At 41.4% G+C, this 14,884-nt stretch carries 7 protein-coding genes; 1 reads left to right on the top strand and 6 read right to left on the bottom strand.

Features of this window, described 5'->3' with window-relative positions; translation table 11 throughout:
- The first annotated feature begins 1 nt into the window (after position 1).
- Positions 2 to 1,105, top strand: coding sequence for an NAD(P)/FAD-dependent oxidoreductase (locus CRI9333_RS05725; protein WP_015202214.1), 1,104 nt, complete (start codon positions 2 to 4; stop codon positions 1,103 to 1,105).
- 237 nt (positions 1,106 to 1,342) lie between these two features.
- On the opposite strand, the gene CRI9333_RS05730 is transcribed toward CRI9333_RS05725, so the two are convergent.
- The 6 genes from CRI9333_RS05730 to CRI9333_RS05755 all read right to left on the bottom strand — a co-directional run bounded on the left by CRI9333_RS05730 (position 1,343) and on the right by CRI9333_RS05755 (position 14,645).
- Complete coding sequence (locus tag CRI9333_RS05730) at positions 1,343 to 3,418, bottom strand: prolyl oligopeptidase family serine peptidase (RefSeq protein WP_041225955.1); 2,076 nt, start codon at positions 3,416 to 3,418, stop codon at positions 1,343 to 1,345.
- A gap of 53 nt (positions 3,419 to 3,471) precedes the next feature.
- Positions 3,472 to 9,042 carry a hybrid sensor histidine kinase/response regulator gene (locus CRI9333_RS05735; RefSeq protein WP_015202216.1) on the bottom strand — a complete coding sequence of 1,857 codons (5,571 nt, stop codon included), beginning with the start codon at positions 9,040 to 9,042 and terminating at the stop codon, positions 3,472 to 3,474.
- 244 nt (positions 9,043 to 9,286) lie between these two features.
- The gene (locus CRI9333_RS05740; RefSeq protein WP_015202217.1) at positions 9,287 to 12,262 is read right to left on the bottom strand and encodes a methyl-accepting chemotaxis protein; all 2,976 of its coding nucleotides are present in this window, start codon (positions 12,260 to 12,262) and stop codon (positions 9,287 to 9,289) included.
- Positions 12,263 to 12,331: 69 nt separating this feature from the next.
- Complete coding sequence (locus tag CRI9333_RS05745; protein WP_015202218.1) at positions 12,332 to 12,862, bottom strand: chemotaxis protein CheW; 531 nt, start codon at positions 12,860 to 12,862, stop codon at positions 12,332 to 12,334.
- A 6-nt stretch (positions 12,863 to 12,868) separates the two neighbouring features.
- A complete protein-coding gene (locus CRI9333_RS05750) occupies positions 12,869 to 13,234 on the bottom strand; it encodes a response regulator transcription factor (RefSeq protein WP_015202219.1) in 366 nt (121 codons plus the stop codon).
- A 136-nt stretch (positions 13,235 to 13,370) separates the two neighbouring features.
- Positions 13,371 to 14,645: a response regulator gene (locus tag CRI9333_RS05755; protein WP_015202220.1), complete on the bottom strand. Its 1,275-nt coding sequence runs from the start codon at positions 14,643 to 14,645 to the stop codon at positions 13,371 to 13,373.
- Positions 14,646 to 14,884: the final 239 nt, after the last annotated feature.

Here is a 14,884-nt window from a genome sequence, read left to right on the forward strand (position 1 = left end):
TATGAGTCGAATTGTAATTATTGGATGTGGTGTAGTTGGCGCGGCGATCGCATACGAACTTAGTTTAGTTCCAAATTTATCAATTACAGTTATCGATCAACAACCACCCGCACAGGGGGCAACTGGTGCTGCGCTAGGTGTTTTGATGGGTGTTATTAGTCATAAAGTTAAAGGTAATGCGTGGCGGATGCGGCAATCCAGCATTCAACGCTATGAAAGTTTAATTCCAGAATTAGAAGCAATTACAGGATATAAAATTCCATTTAATCGCCAAGGTATTCTTAAGCTGTGTTTTGAAGGAGAAGATTTAACAAAGTGGGAGAAACTAATAGAAATTCGTCAATCTCAAGGCTGGGATTTAGAAATTTGGGATAGTTCGCAATTACTATTAAACTGTCCGCAACTTAGTAGTAACAACATTATTGCAGGTGTTTATTCTCCTCAAGATCGACAACTTGATCCAACTGCGCTGACAAATGCTTTGGTTGAGGCTGCTAAATATAATGGTGTTAACTTTCAATTTGGTGTGAAAGTTGATAATTTTAAATCGTGCAAGTCAGAAAATTTAGATATTGATGTTTGTCGAGAGATTCAAACAACAACAGGAAAGTTAACTGCTGATTGGTTTGTAGTAGCAGCAGGTTTGGGTTCAACACCTCTAACAGCATCTTTACAACAAGCTGTTGATATTCGACCTGTTTTAGGACAAGCTTTACATTTGCGTATAAAAAACCCTTTGGGTGATGCTAATTTTCAGCCTGTAATTACGGGTAATGATGTCCACATTGTACCGTTAAGTAATGAGGAATATTGGGTAGGGGCGACAGTAGAGTTTTCCTCTAATCACAGTGATATTGTGCCTGATGCAGCATTATTAGAGCAAGTTATGCAACAGGCGATCGCATTTTGTCCAGACTTAGCAGAAGCTACAGTACTTAAATCCTGGTCTGGTTTACGTCCCCGTCCAGAAGCACGTCCTGCACCTGTTATTGGTCATCTCCCTAGTTATAGCAACGTTCTTTTAGCAACTGGTCACTATCGCAATGGTGTATTGCTTGCACCAGCAACCGCTCAAGCTATTCGTGAGGCTATCTTAAGTAGTTAAGAAATTATTTGGGAACACAGCAATAGCGTATTAGTTGATCATCAATATACATCCTGCATAAGTCAAATTTTAGATAATTAACCACAGATGCACACAGATAAACACAGATGTAATAACTGATTTGTGCAAGAGGTCTAATATACATCCTGCATAAGTCTAGAAATTGTGTCTTTTATCTGCGTTTATCTGCGGTTAATTTAAACTGTGAAGCGCAACATACAATTATCCAGTTATTAATTAAGCACCAACAGTTATATCCAGAATACTCACTAAAAAAGCCCACTTATCTGCAATCTCTTCAATAATTTTAGCTGTGGGCTTCCCTGCACCATGTCCCGCTTTAGTTTCAATTCTAATTAACACAGGTTGCTCACCTTTATGCGCCTCTTGCAAAGCTGCTGCAAACTTAAAACTATGAGCAGGAACTACGCGATCGTCATGATCGGCAGTGGTAATTAATGTAGCTGGATAAGATGTTCCAGGCTTAAGATTGTGCAGGGGTGAATAAGCATATAACGCTTGAAATTCTTCTGGATGATCGGGAGAACCATAATCTGAAGTCCAAGCCCAACCAATTGTAAACTTATGAAAGCGCAACATATCCATTACACCCACAGCCGGAAGCGCAGCAGCAAATAAATCAGGGCGTTGCGTCATACACGCACCTACTAATAAACCGCCATTACTACCGCCACTAATAGCAAGTTTTGCAGGGGATGTGTAATTATTAGCAATTAGCCACTCTGCTGCTGCAATAAAATCATCAAAGACATTCTGTTTATTTAACTTAGTTCCTGCTTGATGCCATTCTTCTCCATACTCTCCGCCACCGCGTAGGTTGGGAACTGCATAAACGCCACCCATTTCCATCCACACGATCACGCCCACAGAAAAACTAGGTGTCAATGAAACATTAAAACCACCATATCCATATAGATAAGTTGGGTTATTTCCATTTAGTTGCAAACCTTTTTTGTGGGTAATAAACATTGGCACTTGAGTACCATCTTTACTACTGTAAAAAACCTGCTTTGTTTCGTAATCTTCTGGATTAAAATCAACTTGTGGCTGTCTAAATACTGTACTTTCCCCTGTCGTCATGTCGTAGCGATAAATAGTCGCGGGAGTAGTAAAACTCGTGAAGCTGTAAAAAGTTTCTGTATCCCAACGTTTACCGCCAAAACCACCAGCAGAGCCGATTCCTGGTAACGTAACTTCTCTAACAAACTCACCATTGAGATTAAAAATTTTGATTTGACTACGTGCATCTTTGAGGTAGTCAGCTAGTAATTGATTATTTAAAATGCCAATACTTTCAAGAGTTTCAGTTGCTTGCGGAATAATTTCTCGCCAATTTTCCTTTTGTCGGTTATTAATGTCAATGGCGATCGCACGACCACGAGCCGCATCTAAATCAGTTTGAAACAGAAAAACTGAGCCATCATTGTCAATAAAGCTATAACTCGCCTCAAAATCACTAATTAGTTCTATAACTTGGGAATTTGCATCCGCCAAGTCTTTATAAAAAACTAGATTTTTAGGATCAGTTCCTTGCCAAACACTAATAATTAAATAGCGACCATCTTCGGTGACACCACCATTAAAACCCCATTCTTTTTGGTCTGGTCTGTGATAAATTAAAACATCTTCTGATTGCGGCGTTCCTATCTTGTGGTAGTATAACTTTTGAAAATAATTAATGTCTTCTAATTTAGTTGCTTCATTCGGCTGATCATAACGACTATAGAAGAAACCTTGATTGTCTTTAGTCCAAGAAGCGCCAGAGAACTTAATCCAATTAATATGATCTGAAATATCTTCTTGCGTTTCGACATCACGCACTTTCCATTCTTGCCAGTCTGAACCAGAAGTTGATAGACCATAAGCCATTAACTTCCCATTTTCACTGATAGCTATACCAGCAAGAGCAACAGTACCATCTTCTGAAAGTTTGTTAGGGTCAAGTAAAACTTTTGGTTCAGAGTCAAGAGAAGTTAAAGTATATAAAACCGATTGATTTTGAAGACCATCATTTTTAAAATAAAAATAGCGATCGCCTTCTTTAAAAGGAATGCTAAATTTCTCATAGTCCCACAATTGAGTTAAACGCTGTTTAATCTGCGATCGCGCTGGAATTTGATTAAGGTAATCAAAAGTAACTTGATTCTGCGCCTCAACCCAAGCCTTTGTTTCTTGAGAGTCTACATCTTCTAACCAACGGTAGGGATCAGAAACCTTAGTACCGTGATAATCATCAACTTGGTTAACAGTTTGCGTAGTTGGGTAGCTAATAGATTTAGTCGTATCTGGCATCATTAGGGCTGCTAATTGTTAATTGCTAATTGTTAATTGCTAATTGTTAATTGTTAACCATTGCTGCTAGGAGCAACTAGCAGTACCTCACCTTTCATCATGCGTTGAGCAGCATCAAGTAGCGCTTCTTCCAAATACGGCTTAGTAAAGTAGCCACTAGCACCTAACTCTGCTGCCATTTGCTGATGTCGCGAAGCACCACGAGAGGTCAACATCGCTACAGGTAGATGGTTGAGTTTGTCATTTTTCTGAATGCGAGATAGCAACTCTAAACCGTCCATTCTAGGCATTTCGATATCGCAGAAAACAATATCGCAAGGTAGACCGCCTAAGAGTTTATCCCAAGCTTCCTGACCATCACGGGCTTGTTCTACTCGATAGCCAGATTTGTTAAACGTCATCGAGAGCAACTCACGCACTGTAATCGAATCATCAACAATCAGCACCATCGGTTCACTCTTAGCTGCTGGAGCTTCGCTCTTAGCCTGCATACTAGACCAAACACTGCCAGTACCTTCCTTGCTAATGACACCCCTAGAAAGTTCAATCAACTCTAAAACGTCGGCAATTGGCATGATCCGACCGTCCCCTAGTACAGTAGCACCTGCAATCCCTACTGGCTTAGGTACGGGACCTTGCAGTTGCTTAATTACAATTTCTTGCTCGCCTAAAACTCGATCTACATGAAGACCAATGTAGTTACCAGCACTGCGTAGCACGATAATAGAAACCATGTCGTCTTCACGCTTACCCCCGTAGATGCTACCACGACTAATTTGCCGATTATAGGTTAGTAGTTCTGTCAGAGGTTGGAAGGTTAAACGTGTATCTCGCCACATGATATAAGATTGACCTTCAGCATTAGTTTGGATGCGGTCTTTGGGAACCTCTAACATATCTTCCACCCCATCCATTGGAAAAGCAATTGTAGCTTTTTCGCTAACGCAGCAGAGAGCTTTACCGATACTAAGAGTAAGAGGTAAACGAATAGTAAAGTTAGTGCCTTTACCTAAAACTGATTCGGTACTAATCGTGCCGCGAATTTCCAATAAGCTGGTACGAACAACATCCATACCGACACCACGACCTGATAACTCATCAGCTTGATCCTTGGTGCTAAAACCAGGATGGAAGAGGAGATCGTAAATATCAGGTTTGGACATTGTTTGTGCTTGCTGTGCGGTGATTAACCCCTTCTTAACTGCTTTTTGCTTAACATTCTCTGTATTAATTCCTGCTCCATCGTCAGAGACGGCGATAACGGTTTGGTTTCCTTGATGGAAGGCTCGCAGCGTAATTCGACCAACTCGTGACTTACCAATTGCCTGCCGCTCATCTGGGGTTTCAATTCCGTGAGCGATCGCATTGTTGAGCATATGATTAAGTGGGTCTGTCAAGTGTTCGAGGATCACTTTGTCTAGTAATGTGTCTCGTCCCTCAACGTATAGCTCTACTTCTTTGCCATTTTTACGAGCATTTTCCCGCACACCGCGTTGCAAGCGGTCGGCAGTTTGAGCAAAAGGAATCATCCGCGATCGCGTTAACCCTTCTTGCACTTGGCTAGTTACCTGCCTTAACATCCGAGCAACTTGGTCGGTTTCGTCAACTAAAAATTCAATATCAGAAGAAGACTCACGCACCCGCACGATTAGCTCAATCATCTCCTGAGAAAGCAAGTGAATCGGAGTGAATCGATCCATTTCTAGAGGATCGTATTCCATACCGGAAGAATGATCGGAGGAAGTATCCGGTTTGGCTTTTGATAAAGACCGATGATGTTGGCGACTAGCAAGTAATGAGCTTTCCAAAAGCGATCGCTCATATAAATTCTGCATTCTTGAACCCACATCGCTGAGTTGCTGCACATAATTCAGCAAGTTATCCAGCGACTGCCGCATCCGTTCCTGATCCTCCTCTAGGCTGTTGCGATTAACTACCAACTCCCCAACTAAATTACTTAAGCTATCCAAATGCTTAACAGGAACCCGCATTGTCTGCTCAAACACTTTTTGACGGGGACGCGCCTGCCCTTGGCTAGCTGTAGGTGGACCGCCCATTGATTTGTCAGTTTGCTCCAGCAGTTTTTCTAAGTCACCAAATTCGTCATCAACTTGCTTCGCGGCTGGTGGAATTGCGCGTTTAGTAGTAGCTGCTACAGGTGGAGAAGTTGTAAAGCTATCATCTAGCAAAGCTTCGAGATCGCCAAAATCACTCGCATCACTTGCTACTGATTTTTTAGCTACAGCAGCATTTGCTGGTTCATCTAGCAACGCCTCCAAGTCATCAAAATCACTTAGCTGCAATTGCGATGCTTCTGCTGGTTCATCTAGTAACGCCTCCAAATCATCAAACTCATTTAGCTGCAATTGCGATGCTTCTGCTGGTTCATCTAACAACGCTTCCAAATCCTCAAACTCCAAGTTATCTAATTCACGAAGCGAGTCAGTATCTGTTGAAACAACAGTCCAATCTTGCTCAAAATCTAGATCGTTAGTTGTCTGACTATCTACATCTTCAAATAGGGCTTCCAACTTAGTTGCATCCTCTGGCAGAACTAATTCCATGTCCACCAGCATTTCATCAACTTCATTGCTAATTGGTGTTGCTGAATCTAAATTTTTATTGATATCTGAGTGATGAGCATCTTCTAGATGAATGTCTTGATCAAACAATTCCTCTAGTTTCGCTGTTTCCTGTGTTGGTACCAGCCAGGAATTTACATCTGATTGTTCTTCAAAAATTTGCGACCCCAAAATATTTTCATCACTATTCATGCTCTCTGCTTGAGATAGCAAATTGTTATCAAGCGGCAATTCATAATTATGATTTGCTTGTGTAAATTCTTGATTGACATTCAATTCAAAATTATCATTTTGATCATAATTATGATTGTTTTTGTCAATATCGCTAACAACTTTGCCTTGGTAATTATCTACAAATAAATCATCTAGATCTTCACTACCTAAACTCTTTGGGAGATTAGTTGCGGATTGGAATTTTGATTTTTTAATTATATTCTGGTGTTCTAACTCTGAACTCAAGTTTGATAAACCCAAAGTTTCATCATCAAAACTTTCTCCGAACAACGGATCAAGCTCAGGCTCTTTTTCAGTTTCTAACTCTAGCTGATTGGTTAAACTGCTGTCTAACTCCCAATCAAAGTTTTCAATTTCTAAATCAGAATTATTGAAATCATTGTCTTCTACAATTTCATCTGTAAATAGAGAGTCATTAAGATCAATATCTAAATCCCAATCTTCTGCATCTGGATTTATAGTTAAATTTTCAGTTGCTACCTGGGTATTTATAGCAGGTGAGTCTATATCTAATTCTAAAAAGGCTAACTCATTTTCCTCAGTATTATTTAAGCTAAATGACGTTGAATTATTTAGATCATCATCCGATAGAAAAGATTCCAACTCTGCATTTGTATTACTAATTGAAAAATCTTTTTCCTCAGAATCTTCATCTAACAAAAGCTCTTCTAAAGTCCAGTCTCCCTGTTCATCTATAGCTTCTATAAAGTTAGCTTGATCCTCTAATAAATTCAGATCATCCAATTCCTCTAAATCTGTATTACCAACTGTTGATTCCTCCTCAAAAAGCATATCCTGCCAATCATCAGTTAGTTCTGAGGAGTGATCGCCTGTTTGGTCTGAAATTAGAGGTTCGACTCTAGTTTCTCTCATTTCAAGTTGATCAGACTTAGACTCCGCAGATGAAAACAAACCCTCATTGCCATCAAGGTCTGTCAACAAGTTATTCAAATCTTCTTCAACTACCGTTGCTCTAGCCAAGGTTTCTGGAGTGCTTATTGCTACCGATAAAGCTTCATTTACATTGTCGGCTGTAAGGATTTCTAAAAGCTGATCGTCAGGCTGTTGTTGATTGTTGCTATTGTTTAGCGAAGAATCTAAGTCAGATGTCAGTTGTGGTTCAACTTCTGTTTCCGACCACAAACTATCACCAAATAAATTGCTTAAATCTTCTTGGGTTGATGCTGCTGCTTGTTCTGGTGCATCTGTATCAAATAGTAAATCAGCAAAATCATCTTCTAAATTTTCATCTGCTAAGTCTTGAGCATGATGATATTGCTGCTCAACTTGTTGATTTTGCGTCTGAGTAAAAGATGGTTCGCTGTCGATTTCTTCACCGAACAAACTCATAAAATCATCGCTAAGAGATTCTGCTTCTGTAGCAGATTGGCGAGATAGTTGTGGTTGTGGGGTAAAAGATGGTTCGCTGTCGATTTCTTCACCGAACAAACTCATAAAATCATCGCTGGGAGATTCTACTTCTGTAGCAGATTGGCGAGATAGTTGTGGTTGTGGGGTAAAAGATGGTTCGCTGTCGATGTCTTCCCCGAACAAACTCATAAAGTCATCGTTGGAAGATTCTGCTTCTGTACCAGCTACTTGTCCATTTTCCTCAAGTAGGAAGTCAGAAAAGTCAGTTGAAAAATCTTCATCTTCTAAGGATAAGACATCAGTTGACTGTCCACTGTCGGCATTACTAAAGATATCTTCTTCTTGCCAAGATTCGTCTAGTTCAATTTGTTCGCCATCAAATAGTTCAGCTAAACTATCGAGTTCTGACAGTTCAAATTCTGGTTCGTTACGGTTAACACCTAGTCTGGAACGTAAGAGAGATTTTTCAGGTGGGGTGGGACGAGCAGGTATTGAAGTTATTTCTTCACTTGTGAATAAAAATTGATTATTGGTTTCTAATTTTGGTGCTGTTGGGTTATTCCAACCTGCACTTACTGTTGACTCATAAGTGCCTGACTGTGCGGTAGCGGGGAGTTTAGGTAACAGTGCTTTGAGATCTTGGCTTGGTAATATTTCTACTTCACGAGTTGCCAGTACCAGATCTTGAGCTTGTTTAATTTCCTTAATTATGACGCGAGCCAATGTGGAAGTGGAGTTTTCTTGATTGGCGATCGCATTCCTTGATGTTTCTAGTAACTCAGACCATTTGGGTAAACCAAATCGCTCACCTAAGCTGCCTAACTGACGACATAGTGCCTGTAACTGAGAACGATATACGCTGCTATCTGGTTGCTTAAACAACTGCAACATTGAGCGCAAATGCACCAGGACTTCTGTTTGAAATGTCTCTTGTATTGTTTTTCTAGCTTGAGAATCTGCGCCTGTGATTACAACTCTCTCTTGGGACTCGCCAACATCTTGAGTTTGACCACTTCCTTCAAGCAACTGTTGCAGGTGATTAGTAAGTTGTCCAAACACAGGCTCAACCCCTGACATAATGCCACTGGCAGTTTCATCAGTTAAACCAAAAGGAGTTTCGAGTTGCTCTACGAGTGCTTGGAGAGTATCAAACACCTTTAAAAATAAAGACTCTAGCTTTTGGTCTACAGATACGGGGCAATCCCTGAGTAATTTGAAGCAATCTTCCAACCTGTGAGCCGTTTTCTGAATGCTGCTAATTCCCAGCATTGCCGCTCCTCCTTTAATAGAATGAGCGGCGCGAAAGACTTCATTGACAATTTCAGCATCTTGAATTGTCTCTTGCAGATTCAGCAAACCCTTCTCAATCGTATTGAGGTGGTCTTTAGCTTCCTCAATGAAGTAACCCATGATTCGCTGTTGTTGTTCCGGCTGCATACCAGTGTCCCAAGGTAAGTTGTGTCAGTGCTTCAGAAGAGCAAACTCAAGGTTAATTTTGAAGATGAAGTGAATTGAGATTCACTGCGTTGTAATCTTTCCGTCGTTTCACCTGATTGTGATCGATCTTGATTGCTTTTAATCTCCCTTATCCCAATTTTAGCTTTAATTAATTTCGTAACGAAGCAGTAATGTGTAGGTGGCAACATCCCACCCCAGCTAGTGAGGGGTTAATTAAATGGTGCTATTTGCCATCGGCATCCACCTTAAATCGTTCCACAGAGTTAAGCAAATCTTGGGCAACACCATGTAAATTTCCCAATGCGCCTGACACTCGTTGAGCTTCTTGAGAAGTTTCTTGAGCCGTCAATTCAACTGATTGCATTACGTGAGCCACTGATTGTGATGTTTCAGTTTGCTCTACGGTGTCTGCTGTAATCGATCGCACCAAAGCATCAATCCGATTCGATACCTGAATAATATCATCGAGCGATCGCTTGGCTTGTTCGGCTAACCTTGTCCCTTGAATTACCTGCTGAGTACCTTCTTCCATTGCCGTCATTACTGAGCCAGTTTCGCTTTGAATTTGCAACACAATCTGTTCAATTTCTTTCAAAGCTTTCGCCGACCTATCTGCCAACTGTCGCACTTCATCGGCGACAATTGCAAACCCACGACCAGCTTCACCTGCACGAGCCGCTTCAATACTCGCGTTCAAAGCTAACAAGTTAGTTCTAGAAGCAATTTGGGAAATCAATGCCACAATCTTAGAAATTTCTTGGGACGATTCTGCTAATCTCTTCACCTTACGGGTAGTTTCTGCCACCGTCTCCCTAATTTCCAAAATCCCAGCCACCGTACGTTCTACTGCCTCACCACCTTTCAGGGCAGTTGCAGAAGCTGTACGTGCTACTTCCTCTGCTTCTTTGGCACTGTCAGCCACCCGCTTAATCGAGTCAGTCATCACTTGCACTGAGTTAAGCGTAACAGCTAATTCTTCCGCCTGCCGCAAAGCATCTGAAGACAAGTTACGAGCGAACACCTCACTATCTTTAGAACCCTTATTCACTTGTTTAGCTGCAACCTTCACCTGTTGGACAATTTGCCGCAAGTTTTGAATTGTCAAGTTAAACGAGTCTGCTACTGCACCCAAAACGTCTGCTGTCACTTCTGCTTGTACAGTCAAATCGCCGCGTGCTGCTCCTTCTACATCATCCAGTAGTCGAATTACTTGCCGTTGCAAATCTTCCTTCGCCTGCTCTAGTTCGATCGCTTTGCGCTGCAACTCGCCGATGGTTGTCATCATCACGTGACCCATTTGGTTGAATCCAGTCGCTAACCGACCAAAATCGTCCTCTGAATAAACTGTTGCTCTGGCGTTGAGATTTCCTTGACAAATTTCCTCAAACTGTGCTTGTAAATTTGATGTTGAACGGCTCAATTGTTTGGTAGCAACTCGCCCTAAAAATAAAGTTGTACCAAAACTGGCAAACCCAGCAGCTAAAGTCATCAAGACGCTAGTGTTACGAAGTTGAGGAATTAAAGTAGCTTGACTAGCTTTCGGTGCTGTGGTGCCTGCCATAAAGCTGACAGTTGCTACCGCAACTGCCGAGACAATTCCCGCCGCCGCCGCCGTAATCAAATTTTTTTTATTCAGGGGGGCATTTTCAAAGGGAGCCAACCAACTTTGGTCAACAGTAACATTTGGTTCTACGTGACCTGCTGATGATTGGGTAAAGCTAGGTAAATTTTCCCCTTTTCCCGATCCGATGCCAGAGGTGCTAGTAATACTAAATATTTCATCCTCGTCACCACCGATTTTACTCGGTACAGTTGCTCCCAATCCTCCAGTGGTATTTGTTGAACTAAAACCCCTAGTATCCGACCTTCCAAATCCAGCAGATAAATCTAATCCATCTTGACCTGCGGGATCAAAATCAGAAATACTACCAAAATCGTCAAAATCATCAAATGCGTCCAAAAAGCCTGCTTGAGTTTGATGAGCGGGAATTGCTGTACTATCACCAAAACCGCTAACAGGATCATCTACATCACTGGCAAAAGCTTCGTCAAAAGCATCAAAGTCAAACGCTTCTGGAGGTGTAAACCCATTCTGTGCCGATGAAAAATGTTGCGTTGCTTCCTCTGAGTCGTATTCATCAACTACAAATAGATTTGTATCCTCAGACCCAGGTTGGTAATCAGTTGCAAAATTCCCTGAAGGCGCAGCAAATGTATTCTCCAGATCTTCCGCTCTCATCAAGAGCGTTTCATCCTCATAGACGGGACGTTCTGAGGGAAAGTGATTTGATGGCGGCGCATTACTGTAGTTGCCATTGGAATTACCATAATCTGTTGCGTTGGGGTCTACGTGAGATTCAAAGTCGTAGGAGTTCCCTAAGTCATCTTGATGAAAAGCATCTGTTGGGTCAGGTGTAGTGTCAAGTGTATCGGCTGGAGTTATTATAAAACCCTTACCATTAGGGGCATCTGGCGGATTAAGAAATAATGTTTCACCACCATCTGCATCGTCGTCTAGATCTGCGAAAGCATCCATTGGGAAAAAGTCGTTTGATTCCTCAATGGGATTGAAGTTAAAATCAGTTCCCGTACTCGGAATTGCCGAATCATTATTTGGCGATTGACCAAAAGCAAATGGATCTAAAAAATCTTCTTGAATATGACTACTTTCTGGAGACTCGTCGAGTCTATTGTTAAACGGATTGCTAAAGTGATCGGATGAACCGTATTGGTCAAAATTCTGCTCAGAGTCATCATCAAAATTGATTTCCCCTAAATCAAATTCACCCAAGTACCCTGTTTCGAGTTCTTCGCTATATGGGGTAAATGAAGATTCAGCTAAATTTGCGTCTTCGTCTGTGTAATTTTGATGGGCTGGAGCTTCTTCGATCGCACCGCCCTGTTCGGCATAGTCGGCTGATGTGCTGCAAGCTCTAGCATATTCTAAACCATTGTTGGCATACTCCAGAAACTCCGGCTCCGAGGTCAGCGTCTTGACCAAATCGTATTGTTGCTCGGCGACATCATACTGTTGTAACCCATAGCAGTAAATATGACCTCTGAGTAGATGACTACTGGGATCATCAGGTAACTTCTGTACTAATTGGTCTACGATTTCGGCTGCCTGATTATAGTTGCCTTGTAAGTAGGCTTTTTCTGCCTGTTGATATTCCTGTGCATAATCTGTACTTGATGTCATTTGCTTACCCCCAATAATTAAGCTTTAAAAGTTAAAAATTAATAAATCTTTTGGCATTGGCAATTTTTATCATGCTGCCCACCGTGCTGAACGTAGAATGGCTAACTGGTCTAGTAATCTCAGATATTTTTTGTGTTCTTCGCCTTTAACCCACTCACCCCGCAAGAAGGGTGCCATACTGTCTGGAACATTCGTGGTCATTTGAATTTGTTCAATATCGAGCCAATCCGTCCCAAAAATTCGATCAACAGCTAACCCAATCATAGTGTCTTGATCTTCGACAACAATCACAGGAATTTCTGCTCTATCTGTATTTAAAGTAGCTGTATCACCAAGAAATTGTCCCAAGTCGGCAACCCATATTACTTGTCCCCGCCAGTTTAAAGTTCCCAAAAGTAATGGCGAAGCATTAGGAATAGCAGTAATTCTATCTGGTGGAGTTGATATTATTTCTCGGATACCGATCGCAGGTAGAGCAAATTCGTTTTCCGAAGGTACATAGAACCGCAAATGTAGTTCACCTTCAGGACTTTGCAATTCCTGCATTTCTGGTGAGTTATCTTGACCACTGCCCGGTAAAAAGTCGAGATTGCCAACCATATATTCCTAGCCTCGTAGTAGCTGTTTAACAGTGCCAATTAGTTCTGTTGGTTGAAATGGCTTGGCGATATAGGCATCTGCGCCCTGCTTCATTCCCCAATAGCGATCAAATTCTTCGCCTTTGGAAGAACACATCACTATAGGAACACTTTGGGTTTTGGGATCGGCTTTGAGCCGCCGACAAACCTCGTAGCCATTCATCCTGGGCATGACAATATCTAAGACCACTATGTCTGGGCGAGATTTAAGGATTTGTTCTAAGGCTTCGACACCATCAGTTGCCTCAGTAACTATTAACCCACTACTTTTTAGCAAGTCTTTGATCATCGTCCGTTGTGCGGTACTGTCTTCTACAACCAGAACTGTACTCATATTTTCCTATATCAAATCCCTGTGCTGTTGGTGTTTAATGCCACCCTAAGAGTGTTTTTGCTTTAAATATGTTAATTACTCAAGTATCCTTGATCATAGTTAACTCAAACAAAGGTTACGGATAAGAGAACTTTGCTTACCCTGCCCTGACATCTGGATCTTTAATTGTCTGCTCTAAATCGGGGAATAGGCTAGTGGGTTTTAAGTTTGTTCTTTTTTTTGAACCTAAATATTTTTCTAAAAGCATTAATAATTCACTTTCGCCAAAAGGTTTAGTTAGATAGTCGGTTGCTCCTACCATTGTGGCTCTCACACGGTCAATGAAGCCATCCATGCCAGTTAGCATGACCAGGGGTGTGTGCCGAAAATCACTTGACTGGCGTAGCATTGCACAAATTTCATACCCATCCAAGCTAGGCATGGCGATGTCACAGAGGATTAGTTGCGGCTGTAGTTCAAAGGCTAGAGTTAATGCTTTAATGGGATTTTTAATCACTGTGACTTGATAACCATGCTGCTGTAAGATATATTCCACTGCTTTACCAATAGCAACATCATCCTCAATACAAATAATTTGAGTAACTGTAGAAGTTTGTATAGCTTGCGATTGATTATTTTGATTGGAGATTTTTTGATCTTGTTTCATTAGCAGTTGCACCCATCCCTTTTGTATATAAGGATAGATCGCGCCTGCTACTGTTAAAATATCTCGATTTAAATATCGGCTGATTTGGCGTAGAGATGTTTTGCCGTCGGCACAAGTATTTAGGGTGGCAAAGGCTTTTTGGGGCAGAGAGACGCTTAATTGCTCGCGATTAGCAATTACGGGACATTGGTTGGGAGATTGAATATAAGGATGAAATTGCTTCCACTCCTGTACTTGTTTCATAATTTTTGTAAGTAAAGGAGTAATTTCTAAGGTAGTTAGTTGCGGCGCTAATGCCGTACCCATTTCAAATATAAAAAATCCTTGGTGCAGGCTAAGTAAATCAAATAGCGTTTCGTTGACCATGCTTTGGAGGATGCTACGCCCTTGGGCTGGTGTCAGGATATGTTTTTCCATTAGCGCCCATAAATAACCATATTCAGGTGCGTTATTGCAGGCAATTGATGGTAATTGCAACTGATCTAGGGCTGATTCCACACCGTAGCGACGAAGGTAGTCGCGCAACCTCCACAAACTTCCGTCGTTATCAGCAGCATAGGCAATTTGCCCGTTGATAAAGAAGACTAACCAAAACTGCCCTGCGTGGGATGGAAAGCGATCGCTTGCTTTAAAAATATTTGTGTCGCCTCTGGAGCTACTTGCAGGGTAAGCGCAAGCTTCTAGAAGCAACTCTCCAGTTCGCTGACCTAACTCGATCAGTTGCAGGATGCTGCGAATATCTATTTCATTTAATGTTCCCTGCATATCACCAAAGCCTATCCTTATAATTTTGTATGTATTACGATTACTATTATCTATGGCAATTTGATTATGGGTTTTTCAGGTTTTCGATGTATTTACTCCTGATATAACTATAATTGACTGCCTATAGGTGCCTGTTGGTTGGGCAGTTGACCATTAAACTGCGATCAGTTTTTTATTATGTCTTGGTAAGATGTGTTTTCTGCTCTTGTGATAGTTTCCAGGCTAATGAGTGCTGAAAA

The organism is Crinalium epipsammum PCC 9333 (assembly GCF_000317495.1).
GTDB classification, from domain to species: Bacteria; Cyanobacteriota; Cyanobacteriia; order Cyanobacteriales; family PCC-9333; genus Crinalium; species Crinalium epipsammum.